The following is a 19,462-nucleotide window of genomic DNA, read 5'->3' on the forward strand; positions in this document are numbered from 1 at the left end:
TTTTATGATCAAACAATTTTTGAATGACCCAACTTTATTACTTAATGCAGTGGGCGAGGGGATCTATGGCTTTGATTTATCCGGTAACGCGGTGTTCATAAATCCAGCAGCAGAGCGCATGACTGGCTGGCAAGCAAGTGAATTACTAGGAAAAAAAATTCATCAATACCATCATCATAGCCATGCAGATGGAACGCCTTACCCAGCAGATGAATGCCAAATTTATTGCACTATGTTTGATGGCGTTCATAGGCACGTTAAAGATGAAGTATTTTGGCGTAAAGACGGCACCCAATTCCCCGTTGAGTACACATCAACACCCGTTTATAAAAACGGACAATTAATTGGTGCTGTCGCTATATTTCGCGATGTTTCAAAGCAGCATGAAACAGAGCAAGCATTACGCGATGCTCTTAAACAAGTAAGTGCCTTGAGTGAACAATTAAAAGACGAAAATACGTACCTTACAGCGCAGTTAAATGAGGATTGGCAGGATTCAGGTTTAGTCGGCAAAAGCCATGTATTTCAAGCAATGTTAGAGCAAATTAAATTAGTTAGCCCAACAGACAGCACAGTACTGATCCTCGGTGAAAATGGAACAGGTAAAGAGCTAGTAGCACGTAACCTTCATCGTTTAAGTAACCGGTCTAAGCAGTCATTTATAAAAGTTAACTGCGCAGCGTTTACACCCAGTTTATTAGAGTCCGAATTGTTTGGTCACGAAAAAGGAGCGTTTACAGGGGCAAATGAGCGTCGTAAAGGCCGCTTTGAGCTGGCGGATAATGGCACATTGTTTTTAGATGAAATCGCGGAGTTGCCACTAGAGTCACAAAGTAAGTTATTACGTGTTTTGCAAGAACGCGAGTTTGAGCGCGTTGGTGGAAGTACCACGCTCACTGTTGATATACGAATTATTGCAGCGACTAATCGTGATTTATGGCAAATGGTTGAACAAGGGCGTTTCAGAATCGATCTTTATTATCGTTTAAATGTATTTCCAATTCGCGTACCTGCATTAAAAGAGCGAAAGGAAGACATACCACTGCTAAGTGTTAACCTTGTTCAACAACTAAATAAACGCCTAGGTAAGCAATTAAAAGGTTTAAGCAATAAGGCCATAAATCAGCTTCAAGCATATGATTGGCCAGGTAATATTCGAGAGTTACAGAATGTATTAGAACGAGAAGCTATTTTATCTAAACATGCTGTCATTAATTTAACCCAGCCATTGAATAGGCAAATTAATCCAAATGCTAACCTATCACTTTCGCTTAATAGTGTCGTTAAACAGCACATAGAAACAGTGCTTGAGATCTCAAATGGTAAAGTATCTGGAACAGAGGGAGCCGCGAGTATACTTGGCATGCCAGAAAGTACATTACGATCGAAAATGAAAAAACTCAAAATAACAAAGTGACGATATATCACGAGTTGCGCGATATATCGCGAATTAAGAATTGCCTTTAAATCATAAATCATTGTATTTAAATATTAAAATGTAACTTTCAGCTTGGTCTGAAAGTTGCAAATACTTACTCAGAAACCGTCACAATGAAGTAAGTATTATGAAATTTGATATTAAAGAAGAAGACATGATTATTAAGCCCTACAAGGATGAGGGACCAATTTATATTCGCGAGCAAAAAGGTTTTTTTCAGCGAATACGTCGTAATCTAGGGTGGCTACTCATGCTTATGTTTGTTGCTATTCCTTGGGTTCAATACAACGGGCAACAAGCTGTTTTATTTGATGTTGGTACTCAGACTTTCACGATTTTTAGTCTAACGCTTTTACCCCAAGACTTTGTTATTTTAGCATTACTGTTTATGCTTGGGGCATTTGCGCTGTTTTTTGTAACTAACTGGCTTGGCAGAGTATGGTGTGGCTATACTTGTCCACAAACAATCTGGATGCTTATGTTTTCCTGGGTTGAACAACGCATAGAGGGTACACGTAATCAGCGCATCAAGTTAGATAAGTCACCTTGGTCAGTCGCTAAATGGCGTAAAAAATTGACTAAACACAGCGCATGGCTTGTTATTTCTTTATTTACTGCCACGTCGTTTATGGCTTATTTTATACCTGTTAAATCACTTTATAGCGATATGGTGATGCTTGATTGGTCAGGCATAACCAGCTTTTGGGTGTTCTTATTCGCTTTTTGTACTTATGGTAATGCAGGCTTTTTGCGTGAAAAAATGTGCACCGTTGCTTGCCCATATTCTCGTTTTCAATCTGTTATGTTTGATAAGGATACACTCCTTGTTACCTACGATAATAAGCGCGGTGAAAGTCGTGGACCACGAAAACGCAAAGCCGATCCTAAGTCGTTAGATTTAGGTGACTGTGTAGATTGCAACTTGTGTGTGGAAGTATGCCCTGCGGGAATCGATATTCGAAATGGATTGCAATATGAGTGCATAAACTGTGGCTTATGTATTGATGCATGTGATGACACCATGGACAAATTTGGTTATCAAAAAGGACTTATAAAGTACGCAAGTGAAAAACAAATGGCAGGGGGGACTACCAATCCATTTAGGCTAAAGCTTTTGGGCTACGGCGGTTTAACGGTTTTATTCTCTGTTATGATGGTGGTGTGGTTGGCACAAAGAACACCAATTGAAGTATCAGTACTGCGTGATAGAAACGCACTTTACAGAGTTAATTACGAAGGGCTCGTAGAAAATCCATATACGCTAACCATTATAAACAAGACCCAAGAGCCACTGCATTATAGTGTATCTTTAAACGGTTTTGACAAAGGGATATTGAAAAGTCCACAGAATACTCGCGTTGAGCCCGGTGTCATGAAAAAAGTCCCAGTCACTATTGTTGCTGATGGATATGAAGTTGATAAAAAAGTCACCAAACTTGAATTTGTTGTGACAGCACATGAGGATAAAACGATAACTCAAACACAACAAAGTTTATTTTATAGAAATTAAACTCTTCAACTTAGATTGTAGGCTCTGTTATTTTTTGTTCTATAAATGACTTAGCCTCTTCTAAGTTAGAAAACAGCATATTATGAATGTTAAAATCAAGCCCTGCATTTTTAAACACGCGCTGCATTTGATTAATAATTAAAGACGAATCAAATATAAAAGCACTTGCTATACAACCATCTTTAATCATGTTTTTCGTCAACGCGACAAAGCTTGCTTCAGCCTCAGGTGTTGCAGCTTGTACATTTTTTGAGTTGCTGATATACCCCCAAGGAGCACCAGCAAACGATTTGGCACGCTGTAACATGGCGTTACTGAGTTCAACCACCAAACGCTCGTTTATGTAGCCAGTAAAACTTGCGATAAGAATGTTGCTCTCATGGTGTAACTTTACATGACCATACTGGTTTTTGAATTCCAATTTTTATCCTTGCTAAAAATAAAGAGCGCGAATTTTATACAAAAATTGGTGTAAGTCTAGGCATTTAAAGGGAATAATTGCACTTTGCATATTCTATTTTAAATGCGGTACAAAGTGGTTGTATTAAGCCTTTTTTACGACCAAATTAAATAATTTATTTGCATTAAGCTTGTATATAAACATATATAATTTGGTCTAAAATGTTAATTAGTTTGCAATAATGTAATCTAAAGCACCTGTAATTGCAGCCACTTGAGCGAGTATGCATTCTTCATCAGTTGCCGTTGAACTATCTGGGTAAACTTCTGTTGTAGTCACATATTTTGCATCGGTAAAGCCCATGCACAAACCTAATTCTCGAGCGCTGTAATTAATTACACCAATCTGCTCTTGCGCAACACCAATCAACTGGTTGTTTTCATCGCTAGGTGCAATATGCGTTACTTTAGACACCGTATTAATTATGGCTGTTTGAAAAGCATGTTCTGGTTTTACTGAATCTGCAACGAGGTAAAAACCGTCAGGGATATTCCAGTTTTTATTAACAGTGCCTTGGCGCGCAGCCAATGCTGGCCTAAACTCGCTGTTATCAGTGTCTGTTGTTTCGTGTAAGTCAATGTGCGCAATTGGCTGGATAGTGTTGTTGTGCATATACGCCATGATTGCTGCTGACTCAGGAGCAGGACTCTCATTATAAAATGATCTGTTAGGATCCACTGCTTTTGGGTTCCAGCGATTAATTGTTTCATATCCCCATGGACTAATACATGGCGCAATAATCAAGTTAAATTGTTCACTGTATGAGGTTGCATGTGTTTTCGCAAAACGCATCGCACCAAGAACACCACTTGTTTCATAGCCATGCACACCACCAGTGACCAATACGGTTGGCTTGTCAGCATGCCAATCTTTAGATTTGAGTAGAAAAAGGGGATATCGCTCAATATCATAATCAAGCGCACCATATTGCTCAACATCAAAGTGAGGGGTTAATTCATCGATTAACGCAACAACGTCTTGTTGGTAACTTCGCTTAATCGTTTGCTCATTAAACCATTGTTGTTTTTCTTCACTTGTCCAAGGTACACCAGGTGTGCCGATATGATAATTATTTTCGCTCATAAAACCTTCATTGTTCGCAATAAAGGGGATAGCTTATCTATGCGCTGACATCTGTGCAACTAACTAGGAGGGATCGCATTATATAAATTAGCATATTGACGTTTGTGAACACTAAATAAATACGCACGAAGTTGCTCTTTTCCCTCATGTATATCAATAATTTTAGCTGCAATACCGCCTTTACATTGCCTAACAGGTTCTATACTCATGGTAATGTGCTTTTTATTAGGTAAATCAAATTGCATAATTTGATTTTCATTAAAGGCAACGTGCTCTCCTTGCGGTTTTAAAAAGATGCCTGTGCTTGAAATCGACTCAATACAGTATCCCTCACTTTTTATATTTAAATTATCCCATCGCCAACTACGTTGGTTACCCTTTGTATCAATTACCTCAGGTGCACTCAGAGCGGGTGTAAACGTACCTGAAGAGTCAACCTTAAACTCCAGCGGGAACCACAGTTGATAGTGTCCAACTTCAGCAAGTAACGTTAAATTTGCATTTTGAAACAAGCAAGCTATGTTAGCAGGAATATCGCTTTGCACAGTCAATGTTTGGTCTTTTGGTAAACGAGGTGGAGTTTGTGCTTTAAATAAACTCGATAAAAATAGTAATTCATCGTTTGAAAAACCCATGAAGTACCTCCTGTACAAAGTATTTATTGTTTTAATGTTTATTTTATAACGGCAGGAGTGGTTAATTCTTGAGCGCATGAAAGAAATATAGTTTATGGATCATAGGGAATGCTCTCTTACTAAGTTTGTTCATGCTTAATCGTATTAGCGAGTCAGCCCACAATCCTGTTAGACTTAGACTCGTTTTACCAAGAGCAGGCAAGTTGCTGCTGCTTGCAAATTTGAACATAAGGCTACGCTAGCATTGGAAAAATCAGCGCTAAGGTAAATTATGAATATTCAGCGGTTATTAGGTGTTACTTAGTATGGATTTTATCGCTATCACACTTTTTTTTATTATTCTGCTAATCGCTTTATCTATTGTTTGGAGTACCTTGAAAACGGGTATTTCACCGATGATGAGCTCAACTCAAGCGCGCCAAACTATGCTGGCTGAAATAAGTACAGACGAAAAAGGCACTTTAATTGATTTAGGGTCTGGTTGGGGAACGCTCGTGATAGCGGTTGCCAAAAAATATCCAAACAAACAGGTTGTTGGTTATGAGGTATCTTGGTTTCCATGGCTTGTTTCAATTATTTTTAAATATAGTATGGGTTTAAACAACCTTCGTTTATATCGTAAAGACTTCAAAAACGCTGATCTCAGTGGTGCTGCTACTTTAGTATGTTACCTTTTTCCTGGTGCAATGGTGGCGCTTGAAGATAAGTTAAAACACGACATGGCAAAAAGCATCACCATTGTGAGCAACACCTTCGCTTTGCATTCCTATAAGCCAGTTAAGGTTATTAAACTTAAAGATTTCTACAAAACACCTATTTACGTGTACCACTGGCAACCAAATTAAACTTCGGTTTAACTAAAAGTAATGCCAGAGCCGTTTCGTAATGAAATTGAAAATAAATAATCTGCAGCAGTTATTAGCGCATCAGATAAAGAAGGTGCTTTTTAAGAGTTATTTTTTTTGGTTCGAAATATGGTTAAAAACGCTTTGATAATTATGATGTCTGAAGTCAAGATTTTACCCCTTTATTTTTCTAGATGCGTAGTCATAATTGAATTGAGTTTAAATAGAAAGAACACTTGATTTTTTAATAGAAAGCTCAAGAAAACACAGTTGCCTGCTTGACCGGAACTTTCTAATGGGTGACCCCTTTTACTTTGCTTCGATGAAAATAAAGTAACCCGAGAAGAGACTTTAAAAAATATAGTATATTAAAATTTGCATACTTGATTAGATTTTAAAGTCACTTTACAAATTTGATTTTTATCAGATTGCCAATGTTGTATATCTGATTTTGCGGAACACCCAGCATCCTCGATAAGTAGTATTTCTTCCTTACACAGCAATAAAATCGCGTTTTTTCTTGAATAACGATTCTTAACTGATAATTTTCAAATGGTTCAAGTTTGGATTTATCGTCTTTTATTGCTGCTAGTAGTAGCTTATGCGGGTCGGTATAAGGTTCAGAACTAAACTTCAATGTTCCATCAATAGCGGCGGAAATATCTTTTAATTGTGAGGCAAGGTCAGCCATTTTTTCAGGATCATGAGCATTGGCTAAGCTAGAGCAGCCTACAGATAAAATAATTGTTATAATTAGAAATATGTATTTCATTTATATACTCCACGCTGTTAGATTTCCATTTTCGTCTTTGCCGTTGTCCAAGTTCCAATTGTAAATCTGGGTGCATTGTTCATCATTAAAAACAGCATTTGCAATGATAGTTATAAAATATTTAATATTTTCAATTGCTAAGTCAAATATTTCATTATAGTGCATCACTCCTTTAGGAGTATTAAGTTTTTCTATAAAGCTATAGTCAATTTCATCTTGTCTAGGGTAAAGAAGGCCATTCTCAGCTGCAACGTGTCTCGCCCAAGGGAAAAGCCTGTAGCCTTCTTCAGCATTATTTACAACTAATTGAAAACCGCTATGCCAAATATCGAAATTTGGTGCGGTCGAATAAGCATATTCACTATGTATACTAGTTAAAGCGTGACCCCAAATTTTCTTTATATCATCATCGAGGCAATTACCTTGATTTGTACATGAACCAATGTTTTGCTCAACTCGATCAGCCAGGCCAATTTCCCCAAGATTTAATCTGGGCCAAATAAACGAGTCTTGATTCATTTCGCATGTTCTGTGTGCGGCCTGGTTATGTTCATATAGACCAACTTTTAGTTCGACTACAGGATGTATAGTTATATCAGCTGCAACATGTGACATATAGCCACAAAGCCATGCAAAGCACTTCTCCTTCGCATGCCCTTCAAGAACTTTACAATATTTTACAGCTTCTTTAATTACATCACCTGTACCTTGATAATGCATTAAATCAGCCCATTTATTTTGTTCTGAATGGCCAACAGCGAGATAAGGATAATCCGGTGACACGCAACCTAATTCAATATATTTCTGGTTTGTGCTTAAAATTAATTTTGCTTGTTTTGGAATATTCATTCTTGAAAGGGCGTTATTATCAGTTGCTAAATTAGCAGCTGTTATATGTGCGAATGCACCAGGCATGAGTAAATCCTTTTACTTAATCTTTAATGTATTAACAACTTACAATAGTGTAATAATTAGTCAAGCAATTAAGAGAAACTTACTCGAGATACACTTAAGTAGCATCGTCCTAAAATACCCTATTTCCTGTGAAGTGATCTCTAAGGTCGTTTTATATTTAAAACCTACGCATTAAGTTAAACCATTCTTGCTTGAGCCTAGCTATACCTGAGGCCATGTGTGTCAGTTGGAAAGAGTAGGGTGTAGTTAGAAAAGAATCAGACTATTTTTTTGCCACTACCGTTACCCTAATACAGCATATAGTTAACTTCTCTATCGGTGAATGTGATAGGTTGCTTGTGCTCTTTCATTGGCTTTAGAAAGTGTTATAGCTCATGGGCTCTAAGGTTCATCATATGCAAGTTATGTTGATAATTTGAGGAAAATAGATTTGCTGGTGTTGGAGGACATTAATAATTCTCATACCTAAAATTTGAACTAAAAGTCATTTTGAAAATTAATAATACAAATATGATACAAACGGAGTTTATGAGAAAACTTGATTTTTTGTGTAAGTGAAAGATATTAAGGAGGAAAGATGGTCGGTATGGAGAGATTCGAACTCTCGACCCCTGCCACCCCATGATGTGACGCTATATCGAGTTAAGTTATTGTAATTTATACATTATAAATGCAATTAACTGATTTTATATACAGTTAATTTTGCAATTTTTATCATTTTTACAATTCAATAAAATCAAACGGTTAGGGCGCTTGTTACAAATCGAGTATTTAAGTTATCAGTAAAACTCAATATAAACAACCCATTAGAAAATCTTAATCAAAAACCTCACTTTCCTCAGTAAGCTAGTTTACCTTTCCAAACTCGCTTATTAGACTTATACTGTATAAATAAACAGTGCTTTATTTTGGTGTGTGTATGTTTGTTATTCCTATTTATATTGAGGCGGGTATTACTGGTTTTGAATCGCCGGCAGCGCAATATAAAGAGCTGGGCTTAACTTTGGATGAGCTACTTATTAAGCATCCTGATGCTACCTTTATAGGTTTAGCGTCGGGGCAATCTATGCAGGGGGTAGGGATATTCGATGGCGACTTGTTAATTGTTGATCGTGCTGTTGATGTAAGTACAGGTGATATTGTGGTTGCCACTTACAATGGCTGCTTTGTTTGTAAAATAATCCATAAAGAAAATCGTTTGTTGATGTCTGCATCAGATGACTATGCACCAGTATATATATCACCTGAAGATGATTTCTGCTTAGAAGGAGTGGTTACCAGAAGTATTAGGCTACATAAGCCTTGTGCAGAGTTTTCACATACAGGCTAAATTTTATTGCAATATGCATACTTATACTTTTAGTAGAATTTACTGGTAGCAGCTTATGTTTAATGTTTACATAAGATCATTACATATAGAGAAATAATAAAGGATAAAAATATGAAATACCCAACAGAATATCGTATTGAGGTTTATTTGGAGTCGTTTATTAATGATCCAATAGCAGGCTTTTGTTCAACATCACCTTTTATAGCCTTACAAGTAGGTGATGAAATTGATCCTTTTGCTTGGGCCGAAGGAAATGATGAAAGTTATGCAAATTCTGGTGAAGTTCCAAAAGATCATCTTCTTGAAGTAGTTAAAATTCGCCATTTAATGATGGTTAATAAAAGCAAAACGATTCAAAGTGTCAGTGTCAAAGTTAAATCAGTTAAACGAACTGATTAAATTAGAAAGTAAGTAAAATAAACTATTACGTACGGTGGCTGCTTTTAGCCACTTAAATCTTTATTCAGGTTCATTTCTGAGGATAAAATAATGCTTCCTAGTATTTTAAAAATGTCTGATACTCTTTATAGTAATGACTCAGGATGGAACTCTTATTTAATTAAAATTGGTGATTTTGCTAGAACAATTGATCGCGATTTTCTTAGCTCTGTTTGTTTAGAGCACTTCGATAGGTTTAATTACAACTTCCCAGAATTTAATATCAATAATCACAGGTTGGAAAGAGTTTCATTCACAGCTGAACAGATTTATAACGAGGTGCGTTATTGTGATAATAAACCACTCGATTTCTGGTACTCCCAAGTGGATGATTATTTAAAGAATACAAGCAGTCTCGCTTATCCAGAACTAAAATACTGTATAGAAAATAAAAAGTGGAGCTTCTGTCCTGTTATTATTGATCATATATTTGGTTGTGAATTAGGTGGCCGAAGACTTGGGCATCCGTACCACCTGATTGAAGGTACGCATAGAGTGAGCTTTATTAATAGGCTGTACGAGCGAAATATAATAGATGCGAGCTCAATCCATGAACTTATTGTTATCAAGCCGTAACAAAGATATAAAATGTGCTTACCATAATATAGGTATGCTGATTGCACTGCTTAGTTTGAGCTAAACAATTAGAGACAGCATAATAACCACACTTATCACATCACTTAAACTTATATAACCAAAAAAGTATATTATCCTCTGGGGAACCCCCTCAGACTTCGTTTTATCTTTTCTAGGTTGTCTGATACCACCCATAACATGCCTGCTAGGGTGTCTTTATCCATTACTTCAAAGTGGTCTTCAATACATAGCGCGTTAATTGCGGCTTCTGCTTGGTAGATGTTTTTATCTAGTTCGTTTTTAAGTTGTAGCGCTTTGTTGTTTTGCATTAGGTATTTCCTGCTGTTTTCGTTGAGGAAAAGATACAAGTAATTTTGTTTGTTAAAAAGTGAAAAGATATACGTCCTGTGTTACAAATTACGTCGTGAAGTTCGTATTTGGGTATTTTAGACTAAAAGGACGTATTAAATGGAGCGAATTACCCCCGAAAACTTAAGAGAGTTACGTAAAAAATTAGGCTTATCGAGTCAACAAGCGGCAGATAGTGTTTATAAGAACCGGCGATTATGGCAAAGGTATGAAGCGCCGGTGACTGCTGGTAGCAGCTTGAACATACCGCCAGCAACACTTGAGCTATTTTGCTTAAAGCACGGTTTACCTTACCCACCAAACAAGCAAGGTAAATTAGGAAAGCTTGTTAGTTTTTATGGTGGCCAAGGTGGAGCAGGGCATACATTACTTACTATTGATATTAGCACCGCGCTTATGGCTGATGGGTATGAGGTACTTGTTATCTCTGACCGTAATGGTTGCGCTATGTTTGGTGAAATGTCTACTAAACATAACTACTCATTTCCAAGAACGATTGAAATTGAAAGCCCTGGCAAACTCGACGCTACCAATGATTTGTTTGATTTCCCATTTTCCTCTTCACCCAAGAGTTTAAAGCCTGTAATAGATAACTATGATTTCGTATTTATCGATATTGGTTTTATGATGGCTGAAAAGTATTTTGATATTTTAGAGCCTGATTTGATAATAGGGCCTGCTAAAATCAATGAAATTAAAGATCGCAACGAAACAGCGTTTTATAACCTAAGAAATTTAGCTAAAAGATTCTCAGAGCAAAAAAATGGCAAAACTAAATTCGCTTTATTGATGGTTGCGGTTTCAACAGACTATGCATTTAGCCCTGATTATTATGGTTTGTTTGACGAAAGCGCTGATGATTATGAAGAGCGAAGAGACTTTTATTATGAAGAGCAAGAAAAAGACCAATTAGCCCAAGAAGAGTTGTTGAAGCTTTTTAATAGCTTGAAGAGTGAGCCTAATATGCACCTAATGAATAGCTATACCTCAGATGCTTATGATAATTATAGAGAGCGGTATGCAAAAGGGTATAGTATATTCAATAAGGCGCCAAACTCATTGCCAGCCCATGAATTACGGAGCGTTAAAAATGAAATATTAAGAATATTGGGCGTTCCAGAAAAATTTTATTCATATATAACTACAATCTAAAAGGGATATTTATGTCTAATTCTAATAGTGAATCCTCACCGAAAGGGCTTTTGTATACACTTATATTTTTTGCTGTTGTGTGTATCGCTGGCGTTTATTTTTTATGGTGGTCTGGTGTGGGAGTCGGTTTTAGTGGAACTACTGAAACATGGTCTCACTTTGGTAGTTTCTTTGGTGGTGTATTAGGCCCTGTTCTGTCGTTTTTCTCATTTTTGGGAATCATTTATACTGTTTACTTACAGTCAAAAAGTAATAAAGAACAAGCCTTAGCCAATAAGTATACAGTTACTGCCATTAAGTTATCTGAAGAAATGAGTAAAGAAAATTTAGAAGAACAACGGAAGCAATTTAATGAGCAAATTGAGTATGATAGGCAGCAAAGAACTTTAGATTTTTTGACAAATATGTTGAATGAGCTAGAAAAAGCCGGAGGAGATGTATTGTCTGACTTTGTTCCAAAAGACATCAACGCACAAGTTAAGCTCGGCCCTCATTTCAATTTATATTCTTGGAAACTTAAAAAAACCTCTGTTGTAGTTAAGAGGCTCAGGGATAAGTTGGACATAGATAGTGCAAAATTAGTTAATTTGCTTCTTGAAGCTGCGATAGCGCAAATTAGTGGCCATATTGATTCAATTGAACGTTATGAGAATTATTTTATTAACCAAGGTGATCTTCCACAATCTCTAATATATTTGAAAGAAGCTAAAGAGGCTTTTAGTAAAAATTTAGAATACTTGAACAATAAGCACAAACTAAAAGATGAAGATAATAAATAACATTATGTAAAACCCGCTGATTAGCGGGTTTTTTTTATGTGTTTAGTATTTGTGTATCATTCGGCTTAGGCGTTCGTTGGCGGCTTTGGCTATTTGGGCGAGTTGGTAGGGTTGTATTTTCATACTTTCTCGTAGGATACCGGGGAGTTTGTCGAATGAGGTGACCATATCTTCAAGCGCTAGTGATTGGGTATTGGTGGTTTGGCCGTTCTCTATTGTGAGCATGATTCGCTGGTAGTCCAGTGGGCTGGGTGTTTTGGTGATGGCCTGTTGTTGTTGGGCGTCAAATGCGCGGATGACTTGTAGATGAAACTTAGGGCTTATCCACATGGCGTAGGCGTAAACCAGTTCTTTACAGCCAAATGAACCTACACCACGCAATGTTTTAAAAGAGTTGCCCATATCTGGGCAACTGTTAATTTCAGTTATTAAATCTTGCGTTTGCTCTAAGCGTAAAAACCTATCGGGGCGGTGCTTGCCCTCACTGCCAGCAGCTTTATGTAAATCATTTAATGAGAAAAGCCCGTCATGTAAACGGATCTGTTTTGATAGAATTGATAAATTAGTCATATTTGACTCCGTAGGTAAGTAGTTTTTAACCCATCACCAAGGACGCCAATCAGATGGTGGTGGGATGAACCGAGTTGGCGTACCAGCTACCTACGGAATACTGGCGCAACCGAAGTTGCCTCAGCTCACCCCACCATAATGAAATGGAGAGCATGCACAAAAAAACACGCTAAATATAAGGGCGTGTTGTGCACCGCAAGTAATTTCCGAACGCCAATTCGGGCACCAGATTTTGCTGGTGTGGGATAAGTATGGGCTGACTGTTATTTTTTGTCAATATCATGGTTTATTTTGCCGTTGGTGGTTTAGCTTAGGTTTACCGTTAAATTAGGCACTTGCACCCATTCTATTTGCTTGCCGAATTCGGTGTAGACTTTGGTTGATTTGCTGTCTGAGTGACCCATGCGGGTTTGTGGGTCCCAGCCTTGGGCTTTTATTAGTCGTGCAGATAGCCCGCGTATTTCGTGGTAGGTTGGGCGTTCTTCTGGTTTTAGGTTACTGTATAGGCCTAGTTGATCGCGTACGTTTGAAAATTCGCGGCTGATGTTTTTGCTTACTATTTGGGTGATGTGGTTTACCAATGCACTGGTTGGGTTTGAGTTCTTTTTAGGGAGCTTGTGCACGACGTAGGGCGATACGGTGTTGTCGCGGCTGTTGTCGATAATGGCTTTTATTGTGTCGTTGATAGGTATGATCACATGCGACGCTTCACTTTTATAGGTTTTTTGGCGGTGTATTGCCAGCTCACCGTAAATTTTACCGTATTGGTCTGTGAGTGGTTCTTTATACCAAATGCAACCACAGCGCCCAGGTTCTGCTTTTTTTAGTTTGTATTCTATGCGCGATACTTCCAGTACTGCGTGGGTGGTTTGCATGGTTAAGTCCATGGCTGTTTTTAGCCAGAGTGGGGCGGCGGCGCGTATTTTTTCAAATGCGTTTACGTCCAGGGCTTTGCGCTTTTTGGCTTCTTTTGGTTTTTTAATTTTAAGCGCTGCTGGGTTGGTGGTCATGTGGCCTGTGTCTTTAGCGTAGTCGAATACGAGTTCAAGAAAGCTTAATTTGCGGTTGTATACGTTGTTGCTGGCGCTTTTATGAAAGTGGTCCATGTAGTCAGTTACGTCGCTTAGGGTGATTTCTTCCCCTGGCATGGTGAAGTATGACTTAACGCGTTCGGCGTCGTTTAACCACGTAGATACAACACTGCTGCCGGGCTTTTTATCGGCGGTCATGCGTTCAATTATTTTGTCTACTAAGCTGCTAAAGCTGGTTTTTGAGGTGGTGTCGTTTATTAGGTCGTCTAGTAATGAGCCGCCACGTTTTATGCGGTTGTACTCGTTTGCAATGATGATTGCTTCGGTACGGTTTTGGCTAATAATTTTGCGCTTGCCGTTTACTAGTTTGAGTTGATAGCCGGCGTTTTTATCAAAGTATAAAAACGGCGGCAGGTCTCGGTTTTTGTTAAGTCGTTTTCTTGGTGCCATTTTAGCTGTTCGCTGCTAGTTGCAATGCAATTTCTTTTGCTTTTGCATGCGTTCCTGGTTGTTGATCTTCGTAAATATACACTTGTTGTCCTGGGCCTACCAATTCACCTAGCACATAGCCGGTTGCTACCCAGTCACGAAGTGATTGATAGCTTGGGAGTGAATCGCCGTGGAAGTGCTCTTTTGCCCAACAACGGGCTTTCATTAATTTAGGCTTTTTCATAAGTCACCTGTTTGCAGTTCGTCTAAGTGGGGGAGTACTTCTAGTGCTTCGTTTAGGTCTTCGCACTCATAATTTACGCGCCGGCCATTGGTGCGAATTTCAATAATAACGCCATCGGCATCTTCTAAAATTGTGATTACTTTTTTAGCCATAGTTTTACCTCAAAATACCAGTCGTTCCTGCCTTGGCTGTTTAGCCTTAGGCCTGTTATCAGCATCAACCACTTCTATAAATGGCTCTTGCTGATATTGGTTACAAAGCTCTGTTATGAATACTTGGGTGCCGTGGGTTTGGCAGTGGCCATAACGGGTTTTTGTTTTAACTTGCCCGCGCCAGTCTGTATGTGGGCAGTATTGATCATCGCTTTTACCAATGTGTTTATAGGCCTGACAGCTAATACAGGCCTTTGGCATGGTGATTTTATTGATCATCATTTAATTAAAATCACTTTGGTTTTTGTGGATTACATTACCTGGTGCCATTGTTGCTCTCCTGAATCAGTAAGTTTGGGCGCTTGAATAGCAATGCGGTGTTCTGTAATTGGTTGATGGTTACTGTACGGCCATCGATGGCGATTACTTTTACTTTTTTAACCGGGTGTTGTTCTTCAATTATGGTGTAGCGCTTATTCTTTCGAATGCTTCTTAAACATGCTTCACCATGTTTGAACGATTGGCCAAACTCGCGGGCTATTAGTAGCTCTGTGTAAAATAGCCCTGTTTCGAGCATTCTCTCAGCTGCTTGATGCGTATTCATCGGCTTGCTCCTATGCTGCTTTTTTGGTTTGTGTTGGCTGTGCGCTTTGCACAGCGTGTTTACGTTGATAAAACTGGCGAATGCGTGCGCGTTGATGAGCTACGCAGTTGCGTTTAAATTTGTGCATTGGTGGTTCCTTATTTAATGTTAAAAACAATCCGTGCATCTTGTTCGCGGCCGGAATAAAGCCAGCCATCCATTGTTTCTTTATCGCCTTCAGATAGGTGGCGATATTTAGCAATAGCAGCGTCTCCTTTAACTATGCCAGCAGGGCCATCATGGCTACTTGAACCATAACTAAAGCCGTTTTCTCTAAGCCACTTTTCTGCAGCGTAATGAGCGCCAAAAGTGGTGCCGTCATGTTTAAAAACTTTTTCGTTTGCCATTGTTATACCTGTTATTCCCAAGGGACTAAGCCCAGTTGTTTACGTTTGTCGTTCCACTTTTTAACTAGTTGGCAGGCTTCTTTTTTGAGCTTTTTGTTAGTTAGTAACTGTTTGATCTCGGCTTGGTCTTTGGCTATAAAGCTGACCAAGGTTTCGAGCGTTTCTTGCTCAAATTCAGTCATTACGCTGCTAGTAATGATTGCTGTGAACGGGTGTTTTCAATAAGGCTTAAAAACGCTTTGGTGACACACAGGTCGCGCTTGGCGCTGGCGTTTAGTGCCCATGTGCCAAGTACGGTTTGTGTATTTAGATCGACAAGTACGATGATGCAGTATTTGGTACCTGATTCGTAAATGCGTAGTTCTTCACCTTGCATGCGCTGGTTCATAAAGTGAATACGCTGTTTTAGTTGGTTGATGATGAGTGCTGTAAATATGTTTAGCATGATTTTTATCCTAGTTCCTGTTGTGTTGTTAACCGATTTTTATATTGTGAGACCTGTCAGATTTACTCGTTTGTTTCCATCTTTCATCAGGGTTTTCATTGCTCGTTGCTCTGTTTCATCTAGTGAAGAAATATCAGCATTGAGCAATCCAGCTTGTTCTAAAACATCTACCGCATATCCTGGACTATCCATGAAGGTCACCAATAAGCCTGCAACGTAAAAAACACCTTTATCAAAATCGTTCATAATTTTTACCATTTTTAGTTGTGTTGTTTGGTTGCTTACGGCAACCACTCGGCTGGGCTAGTTGGGCAAGTGCGCGCCAGCAGGTTGTGGAACTATGGCCCTGAGTTACGCCGCATGTGGCGGTGGCTCAGGATATGGGCTATTAGCTGCTTTTTGCTCGGGTATAATCAATTTAAATGGGCATACCTTTTGCGCTTGTTTTAGCTTGTGAAGTAACGGGCCTGTGGCGGCGTTATTTCTGGCTGTTGGGAATAAAAATACTTTGGTCATCGCTATTCTCCTTGTGCCGTTAGGCTGCTAGTAAGTCGTTTTGCAGTTCACGCAGGTGGCGTAAACGGGTGGTGCGAACTGTTCGGGCTACCCGAATAGTTCTAAAACTGCGCTCTAGGTCGTTATTTGCTGCGCTAATTAGACAAAGCAGTATGCAAACTGTATAGCGCAATACACCTTGCTTGATTGCTTGGTGTACCGTTTGGCGCATGGAATGGGTATTAAATTTAAAGCTGAGCTCGTTACAGGCTTGGCGAACGGTGCACAGCTTTACGCCTAACTCATCGGCTATGCTTTGTTGCGGCAGGCCTTTAGCGACTAATAGCAGGGTACGCGCCTGTTGAGTTGGTAGGCGAGAATAGGGCTTGGCGTTAACGTGCATGTCGTCAAGCTGGTATCCGGTTTCTGTGCGTTGAGTGTTCATAACTAATCTGTTTGTTGAGTAACCTATGGTTTATAAGTAAACCATAGGTTTACATCTCAGGCAAGTTAGAAATGACAAAAAATTAAACCAAAGGTTTACTGTGTGGTAATGGCTTGTTTTATTTGCGAATTGGTCCAGTCAGGGCTAGTCTTTTATTTAGGAACTTGGAATGCAAAGAAGGATTTGTATATGCACTTAAAAAGTATTTTTGCTTTATTACTTCTTTTGGCTGTTGGTTATATTTATTTGAGCTATGAGCCTGAGCTTACAATTGATACTACTTCTATGAATAGTTTTGCTTGGTCTGAATATGATATTTATTTAAGCCTTGAAGAGCATGAAAAGCCGATATTTATAGAGGCTATTCGGTTTTATAGTTACGGGGGAGATTACATTTCATATAGTGAATTTATTGCTGCTGTTCTAGCACGAGGAGAAAATCCTCAAGACATTAAGTTTCATGAAAATGCTGAACGTATTAATGGTATGACAGGAAAAGAGGTGATAACGGTATATCAAGATGTCTTGCATGCTAGGAATCTGATGGACAGGTGATTAAAATTTGACTTATGCGTTATGCGCATATAGAATGAATAGCATCAACTGTAATCAAGCAGTTGGTGTTAATTACAATTAGGGGTGCAACATGTTAATTACGACTGTTGATGACTTAATTGTAGCAACTGAACCTTTGAGTCAGACAGAGAAAAATAAAGTGCAGAGTTTTATTGATGTTCTTTATGCAGCTGTTAGTTTGGATGCGTTGGCAAGTATCATTGATGATGTAGAGGTTGACGGCAGTAGCGCCACCTATTTTGTAAGAGTAAATGAACAGCATGTTTGTGCATGTATAAAAGTTCAACTCAATGCAAACGGGGGCGTTAACTTAGATGTCACTTGCTATAGTTAAGGTGTGGACGTGGCTTAAAGGCCACGTCCACACTCGTTATAGTGGACTACTTTATAGAAACTATAAGCAAGTGCTTTGTAATTGGAGATAAAAATGAATGTTAATAGCAAACTGGTAGGCGCGTTAGGCTCACCCCAGGGCGCGGCATACTTCGTGAAAGAAAAAATGGTTAAAAAAGGATTATCAGGCAATGAAGCCGCAAAACTCGTAGGTGTCAATCAATCGACGATGAGTCGCTTTCTCAAAGGCGGCGCACTTACAGAGGAGATGGCAGTCAAACTTAACAAGGCATTCCAGATGGACATCCAGACATTGTTCAACCTAGAAGCTCAAAAGCATACTTACAACGCAAGGCGATTGGTTGAAACTTGTTAATAGACTATTTATCTCAAAAAAGCCCGCATACTGCGGGCTTTTTTAGTGAGAGAGCTTTTAGAAGCTTTTTATTTTCTTAAAGAATAGATAAATTTAACCCTAATCAAGACAGTTAGGAATAGCCTTAATTTTTATTTTAATAGATGCCTTACTATTGAATTATATTCTTTTCACTCATATTAGACCTTGGAGGTTTTAATGTATTTATTTTCGGGATGGAATGATTACCTAGCTTCACTTTTGGAAATTGATTCCTCGAGTAAAAGTTATAATGATGCACATATGATATTTTGGGAGTATTTGATAAGAAAAATACCTAGAAAAGCTAGAGAAGTAGTATTCCCTAAAAACTTTGAAGTTCCCAAGGAGATCGCTAAAGGTTTCGAGTTATTCTGTAGTAATGCTTCATTAGGTGGAGACTTAGCACCGTACATGTCTAAAGGCACTGAAATTTACAAATTTGAAATGGAACCAGACGGTGACGATGTAATGGTTAATCGTACTGTTGACGGTTTATTTAATCATTGGAATATAAGACATTTTCACTTAGGCATGAAAATGAAAGGTAGATATATAGAGCGGTCAGGACCTTTGTTGTATGCGATTGTCACCGAGGACAAAATTTATGCCATCGCTATAATGGAGCACGGTGCTTGGGTTGATAAAAATCTATTAACCATTGTTAAGGATAACTGGCCGGAATTGATAGATGATAATAAAGTAGTTAATGCTGATTACTCTGAAGAAACACAAAAAGAATTAAGGAAAAGAGGCACGTCAAGCGTTGTTGATTTAACGGAAAATCAGTATTTATTTGGCACAACTTTGAGCGGACATAAAATGTCTCTTCCCATGGCTTATACGTATTTGATCCGTTACTTTACAATTAAAGAGTCGGAACTATCAAAATATTTAGTTTCTAAGTATCCATTCATTTTTGCCGAACCTAAACTAGTTGTTAAGGACGCTTGTTTTTATATTAAATGTGATAAAACTGGATATAAAGAGGAAATCACACATGAAGTTTTTAATCATTTATCTCGCGCACAAGATATTATAATCAATCTTTAGTGC

General features: G+C 38.4%; 30 protein-coding genes. 12 read left to right on the forward strand and 18 right to left on the reverse strand.

The genetic code is table 11. From position 1 onward, the window contains the following. The first annotated feature begins 4 nt into the window (after nt 1-4). Both C7Y70_RS12920 and ccoG read left to right on the forward strand, forming a co-directional pair. Nucleotides 5-1,417 (forward strand): sigma 54-interacting transcriptional regulator, encoded by a 1,413-nt coding sequence (locus C7Y70_RS12920; protein ID WP_135475342.1) that lies wholly within the window; start codon nt 5-7, stop codon nt 1,415-1,417. 148 nt (nt 1,418-1,565) lie between these two features. Then, complete coding sequence (gene ccoG, locus C7Y70_RS12925) at nt 1,566-2,948, forward strand: cytochrome c oxidase accessory protein CcoG (RefSeq protein WP_135475213.1); 1,383 nt, start codon at nt 1,566-1,568, stop codon at nt 2,946-2,948. Nucleotides 2,949-2,958: 10 nt separating this feature from the next. Here ccoG and C7Y70_RS12930 read toward each other — a convergent pair whose 3' ends face one another. From C7Y70_RS12930 to C7Y70_RS12940, 3 genes are all read right to left on the reverse strand, one after another. After that, nucleotides 2,959-3,369, reverse strand: a complete 411-nt coding sequence (locus C7Y70_RS12930) for a hypothetical protein (protein ID WP_099295995.1) — start codon at nt 3,367-3,369, stop codon at nt 2,959-2,961. Nucleotides 3,370-3,576: 207 nt separating this feature from the next. Further along, nucleotides 3,577-4,491, reverse strand: coding sequence for a M14 family metallocarboxypeptidase (locus tag C7Y70_RS12935; protein WP_135475214.1), 915 nt, complete (start codon nt 4,489-4,491; stop codon nt 3,577-3,579). 59 nt (nt 4,492-4,550) lie between these two features. Next, the gene (locus C7Y70_RS12940) at nt 4,551-5,126 is read right to left on the reverse strand and encodes a hypothetical protein (RefSeq protein WP_135475215.1); all 576 of its coding nucleotides are present in this window, start codon (nt 5,124-5,126) and stop codon (nt 4,551-4,553) included. Between the two features lie 305 nt (nt 5,127-5,431). On the opposite strand from C7Y70_RS12940, the gene C7Y70_RS12945 reads away from it, so the two are divergent. After that, on the forward strand, nt 5,432-5,971 hold the full coding sequence (locus C7Y70_RS12945) for a methyltransferase (RefSeq protein WP_135475216.1): 540 nt from the start codon (nt 5,432-5,434) through the stop codon (nt 5,969-5,971). 400 nt (nt 5,972-6,371) lie between these two features. On the opposite strand, the gene C7Y70_RS12950 is transcribed toward C7Y70_RS12945, so the two are convergent. Both C7Y70_RS12950 and C7Y70_RS12955 read right to left on the reverse strand, forming a co-directional pair. Further along, nucleotides 6,372-6,743: a hypothetical protein gene (locus tag C7Y70_RS12950; protein WP_245321507.1), complete on the reverse strand. Its 372-nt coding sequence runs from the start codon at nt 6,741-6,743 to the stop codon at nt 6,372-6,374. Beyond that, entirely contained in the window at nt 6,744-7,658 is a 915-nt protein-coding gene (locus C7Y70_RS12955) for a zinc dependent phospholipase C family protein (RefSeq protein WP_135475217.1), read from the reverse strand. 919 nt (nt 7,659-8,577) lie between these two features. Here C7Y70_RS12955 and C7Y70_RS12960 point away from each other — a divergent pair. From C7Y70_RS12960 to C7Y70_RS12970, 3 genes are all read left to right on the forward strand, one after another. Next, nucleotides 8,578-8,988 (forward strand): S24 family peptidase, encoded by a 411-nt coding sequence (locus tag C7Y70_RS12960; RefSeq protein WP_135475218.1) that lies wholly within the window; start codon nt 8,578-8,580, stop codon nt 8,986-8,988. A gap of 111 nt (nt 8,989-9,099) precedes the next feature. Then, on the forward strand, nt 9,100-9,387 hold the full coding sequence (locus tag C7Y70_RS12965; protein ID WP_135475219.1) for a hypothetical protein: 288 nt from the start codon (nt 9,100-9,102) through the stop codon (nt 9,385-9,387). Nucleotides 9,388-9,477: 90 nt separating this feature from the next. Next, complete coding sequence (locus C7Y70_RS12970; RefSeq protein WP_135475220.1) at nt 9,478-10,002, forward strand: hypothetical protein; 525 nt, start codon at nt 9,478-9,480, stop codon at nt 10,000-10,002. Nucleotides 10,003-10,133: 131 nt separating this feature from the next. Here the strand turns inward: C7Y70_RS12970 and C7Y70_RS12975 are convergent, their stop codons facing one another. Beyond that, nucleotides 10,134-10,331, reverse strand: coding sequence for a hypothetical protein (locus C7Y70_RS12975; protein WP_135475221.1), 198 nt, complete (start codon nt 10,329-10,331; stop codon nt 10,134-10,136). Between the two features lie 139 nt (nt 10,332-10,470). Between C7Y70_RS12975 and C7Y70_RS12980 the strand changes: the two genes are divergently transcribed. Beyond that, complete coding sequence (locus tag C7Y70_RS12980) at nt 10,471-11,523, forward strand: hypothetical protein (protein ID WP_135475222.1); 1,053 nt, start codon at nt 10,471-10,473, stop codon at nt 11,521-11,523. Between the two features lie 11 nt (nt 11,524-11,534). Continuing rightward, nucleotides 11,535-12,302, forward strand: a complete 768-nt coding sequence (locus tag C7Y70_RS12985) for a hypothetical protein (RefSeq protein WP_135475223.1) — start codon at nt 11,535-11,537, stop codon at nt 12,300-12,302. A gap of 42 nt (nt 12,303-12,344) precedes the next feature. Here the strand turns inward: C7Y70_RS12985 and C7Y70_RS12990 are convergent, their stop codons facing one another. From C7Y70_RS12990 to C7Y70_RS13030, 12 genes are all read right to left on the reverse strand, one after another. Next, nucleotides 12,345-12,872 (reverse strand): KilA-N domain-containing protein, encoded by a 528-nt coding sequence (locus C7Y70_RS12990; protein WP_135475224.1) that lies wholly within the window; start codon nt 12,870-12,872, stop codon nt 12,345-12,347. Between the two features lie 305 nt (nt 12,873-13,177). Beyond that, nucleotides 13,178-14,353, reverse strand: coding sequence for a tyrosine-type recombinase/integrase (locus tag C7Y70_RS20680; RefSeq protein ID WP_135475225.1), 1,176 nt, complete (start codon nt 14,351-14,353; stop codon nt 13,178-13,180). Nucleotide 14,354: 1 nt separating this feature from the next. Beyond that, nucleotides 14,355-14,576 carry a hypothetical protein gene (locus C7Y70_RS13000; protein ID WP_135475226.1) on the reverse strand — a complete coding sequence of 74 codons (222 nt, stop codon included), beginning with the start codon at nt 14,574-14,576 and terminating at the stop codon, nt 14,355-14,357. Beyond that, complete coding sequence (locus tag C7Y70_RS20520; protein ID WP_167850821.1) at nt 14,573-14,728, reverse strand: hypothetical protein; 156 nt, start codon at nt 14,726-14,728, stop codon at nt 14,573-14,575. Before C7Y70_RS20520 ends, C7Y70_RS13000 begins: the two co-directional genes overlap by 4 nt. A gap of 9 nt (nt 14,729-14,737) precedes the next feature. After that, nucleotides 14,738-15,010, reverse strand: coding sequence for a hypothetical protein (locus C7Y70_RS13005; RefSeq protein WP_245321508.1), 273 nt, complete (start codon nt 15,008-15,010; stop codon nt 14,738-14,740). A gap of 34 nt (nt 15,011-15,044) precedes the next feature. Further along, nucleotides 15,045-15,332: a hypothetical protein gene (locus tag C7Y70_RS13010; protein WP_135475227.1), complete on the reverse strand. Its 288-nt coding sequence runs from the start codon at nt 15,330-15,332 to the stop codon at nt 15,045-15,047. A gap of 137 nt (nt 15,333-15,469) precedes the next feature. Then, nucleotides 15,470-15,718 carry a hypothetical protein gene (locus C7Y70_RS13015; RefSeq protein ID WP_135475228.1) on the reverse strand — a complete coding sequence of 83 codons (249 nt, stop codon included), beginning with the start codon at nt 15,716-15,718 and terminating at the stop codon, nt 15,470-15,472. Nucleotides 15,719-15,729: 11 nt separating this feature from the next. Next, entirely contained in the window at nt 15,730-15,900 is a 171-nt protein-coding gene (locus tag C7Y70_RS20525) for a hypothetical protein (protein ID WP_167850822.1), read from the reverse strand. Further along, nucleotides 15,900-16,163: a hypothetical protein gene (locus tag C7Y70_RS13020; RefSeq protein WP_135475229.1), complete on the reverse strand. Its 264-nt coding sequence runs from the start codon at nt 16,161-16,163 to the stop codon at nt 15,900-15,902. The genes C7Y70_RS20525 and C7Y70_RS13020 overlap by 1 nt, the downstream gene beginning before the upstream one ends. Nucleotides 16,164-16,202: 39 nt before the next feature. After that, entirely contained in the window at nt 16,203-16,409 is a 207-nt protein-coding gene (locus C7Y70_RS13025; protein ID WP_135475230.1) for a hypothetical protein, read from the reverse strand. A 105-nt stretch (nt 16,410-16,514) separates the two neighbouring features. After that, nucleotides 16,515-16,679 carry a hypothetical protein gene (locus tag C7Y70_RS20530; protein ID WP_167850823.1) on the reverse strand — a complete coding sequence of 55 codons (165 nt, stop codon included), beginning with the start codon at nt 16,677-16,679 and terminating at the stop codon, nt 16,515-16,517. Nucleotides 16,680-16,698: 19 nt separating this feature from the next. Beyond that, nucleotides 16,699-17,103, reverse strand: a complete 405-nt coding sequence (locus C7Y70_RS13030) for a LuxR C-terminal-related transcriptional regulator (protein ID WP_135475231.1) — start codon at nt 17,101-17,103, stop codon at nt 16,699-16,701. Nucleotides 17,104-17,292: 189 nt separating this feature from the next. Here C7Y70_RS13030 and C7Y70_RS13035 point away from each other — a divergent pair, with 189 nt between their 5' ends. The 4 genes from C7Y70_RS13035 to C7Y70_RS13050 all read left to right on the forward strand — a co-directional run bounded on the left by C7Y70_RS13035 (nt 17,293) and on the right by C7Y70_RS13050 (nt 19,459). Continuing rightward, nucleotides 17,293-17,658, forward strand: a complete 366-nt coding sequence (locus C7Y70_RS13035) for a DUF6694 family lipoprotein (protein ID WP_135475232.1) — start codon at nt 17,293-17,295, stop codon at nt 17,656-17,658. Between the two features lie 91 nt (nt 17,659-17,749). Then, nucleotides 17,750-18,013, forward strand: coding sequence for a hypothetical protein (locus C7Y70_RS13040; protein ID WP_135475233.1), 264 nt, complete (start codon nt 17,750-17,752; stop codon nt 18,011-18,013). A 93-nt stretch (nt 18,014-18,106) separates the two neighbouring features. Beyond that, nucleotides 18,107-18,388, forward strand: coding sequence for a helix-turn-helix transcriptional regulator (locus C7Y70_RS13045; RefSeq protein ID WP_135475234.1), 282 nt, complete (start codon nt 18,107-18,109; stop codon nt 18,386-18,388). 198 nt (nt 18,389-18,586) lie between these two features. Further along, complete coding sequence (locus C7Y70_RS13050) at nt 18,587-19,459, forward strand: hypothetical protein (RefSeq protein WP_135475235.1); 873 nt, start codon at nt 18,587-18,589, stop codon at nt 19,457-19,459. The last annotated feature ends 3 nt before the right edge of the window (nt 19,460-19,462 follow it).

Origin of the sequence: Pseudoalteromonas sp. KS88 (assembly GCF_004766475.1) — a bacterium.
Classification (GTDB): domain Bacteria; phylum Pseudomonadota; class Gammaproteobacteria; order Enterobacterales; family Alteromonadaceae; genus Pseudoalteromonas.

What these genes read in the sequence shown, in the direction of transcription:
- C7Y70_RS12920 (WP_135475342.1), top strand. Translation starts at nt 5, where the DNA reads ATGATCAAACAATTTTTGAATGACCCAACTTTATTACTTAATGCAGTG.
- ccoG (WP_135475213.1), top strand. Translation starts at nt 1,566, where the DNA reads ATGAAATTTGATATTAAAGAAGAAGACATGATTATTAAGCCCTACAAG.
- C7Y70_RS12935 (WP_135475214.1), bottom strand. Translation starts at nt 4,491, where the DNA reads ATGAGCGAAAATAATTATCATATCGGCACACCTGGTGTACCTTGGACA.
- C7Y70_RS12940 (WP_135475215.1), bottom strand. Translation starts at nt 5,126, where the DNA reads ATGGGTTTTTCAAACGATGAATTACTATTTTTATCGAGTTTATTTAAA.
- C7Y70_RS12945 (WP_135475216.1), top strand. Translation starts at nt 5,432, where the DNA reads ATGGATTTTATCGCTATCACACTTTTTTTTATTATTCTGCTAATCGCT.
- C7Y70_RS12950 (WP_245321507.1), bottom strand. Translation starts at nt 6,743, where the DNA reads ATGAAATACATATTTCTAATTATAACAATTATTTTATCTGTAGGCTGC.
- C7Y70_RS12955 (WP_135475217.1), bottom strand. Translation starts at nt 7,658, where the DNA reads ATGCCTGGTGCATTCGCACATATAACAGCTGCTAATTTAGCAACTGAT.
- C7Y70_RS12960 (WP_135475218.1), top strand. Translation starts at nt 8,578, where the DNA reads ATGTTTGTTATTCCTATTTATATTGAGGCGGGTATTACTGGTTTTGAA.
- C7Y70_RS12965 (WP_135475219.1), top strand. Translation starts at nt 9,100, where the DNA reads ATGAAATACCCAACAGAATATCGTATTGAGGTTTATTTGGAGTCGTTT.
- C7Y70_RS12970 (WP_135475220.1), top strand. Translation starts at nt 9,478, where the DNA reads ATGCTTCCTAGTATTTTAAAAATGTCTGATACTCTTTATAGTAATGAC.
- C7Y70_RS12975 (WP_135475221.1), bottom strand. Translation starts at nt 10,331, where the DNA reads ATGCAAAACAACAAAGCGCTACAACTTAAAAACGAACTAGATAAAAAC.
- C7Y70_RS12980 (WP_135475222.1), top strand. Translation starts at nt 10,471, where the DNA reads ATGGAGCGAATTACCCCCGAAAACTTAAGAGAGTTACGTAAAAAATTA.
- C7Y70_RS12985 (WP_135475223.1), top strand. Translation starts at nt 11,535, where the DNA reads ATGTCTAATTCTAATAGTGAATCCTCACCGAAAGGGCTTTTGTATACA.
- C7Y70_RS12990 (WP_135475224.1), bottom strand. Translation starts at nt 12,872, where the DNA reads ATGACTAATTTATCAATTCTATCAAAACAGATCCGTTTACATGACGGG.
- C7Y70_RS20680 (WP_135475225.1), bottom strand. Translation starts at nt 14,353, where the DNA reads ATGGCACCAAGAAAACGACTTAACAAAAACCGAGACCTGCCGCCGTTT.
- C7Y70_RS13000 (WP_135475226.1), bottom strand. Translation starts at nt 14,576, where the DNA reads ATGAAAAAGCCTAAATTAATGAAAGCCCGTTGTTGGGCAAAAGAGCAC.
- C7Y70_RS20520 (WP_167850821.1), bottom strand. Translation starts at nt 14,728, where the DNA reads ATGGCTAAAAAAGTAATCACAATTTTAGAAGATGCCGATGGCGTTATT.
- C7Y70_RS13005 (WP_245321508.1), bottom strand. Translation starts at nt 15,010, where the DNA reads ATGATGATCAATAAAATCACCATGCCAAAGGCCTGTATTAGCTGTCAG.
- C7Y70_RS13010 (WP_135475227.1), bottom strand. Translation starts at nt 15,332, where the DNA reads ATGAATACGCATCAAGCAGCTGAGAGAATGCTCGAAACAGGGCTATTT.
- C7Y70_RS13015 (WP_135475228.1), bottom strand. Translation starts at nt 15,718, where the DNA reads ATGGCAAACGAAAAAGTTTTTAAACATGACGGCACCACTTTTGGCGCT.
- C7Y70_RS20525 (WP_167850822.1), bottom strand. Translation starts at nt 15,900, where the DNA reads ATGACTGAATTTGAGCAAGAAACGCTCGAAACCTTGGTCAGCTTTATA.
- C7Y70_RS13020 (WP_135475229.1), bottom strand. Translation starts at nt 16,163, where the DNA reads ATGCTAAACATATTTACAGCACTCATCATCAACCAACTAAAACAGCGT.
- C7Y70_RS13025 (WP_135475230.1), bottom strand. Translation starts at nt 16,409, where the DNA reads ATGAACGATTTTGATAAAGGTGTTTTTTACGTTGCAGGCTTATTGGTG.
- C7Y70_RS20530 (WP_167850823.1), bottom strand. Translation starts at nt 16,679, where the DNA reads ATGACCAAAGTATTTTTATTCCCAACAGCCAGAAATAACGCCGCCACA.
- C7Y70_RS13030 (WP_135475231.1), bottom strand. Translation starts at nt 17,103, where the DNA reads ATGAACACTCAACGCACAGAAACCGGATACCAGCTTGACGACATGCAC.
- C7Y70_RS13035 (WP_135475232.1), top strand. Translation starts at nt 17,293, where the DNA reads ATGCACTTAAAAAGTATTTTTGCTTTATTACTTCTTTTGGCTGTTGGT.
- C7Y70_RS13040 (WP_135475233.1), top strand. Translation starts at nt 17,750, where the DNA reads ATGTTAATTACGACTGTTGATGACTTAATTGTAGCAACTGAACCTTTG.
- C7Y70_RS13045 (WP_135475234.1), top strand. Translation starts at nt 18,107, where the DNA reads ATGAATGTTAATAGCAAACTGGTAGGCGCGTTAGGCTCACCCCAGGGC.
- C7Y70_RS13050 (WP_135475235.1), top strand. Translation starts at nt 18,587, where the DNA reads ATGTATTTATTTTCGGGATGGAATGATTACCTAGCTTCACTTTTGGAA.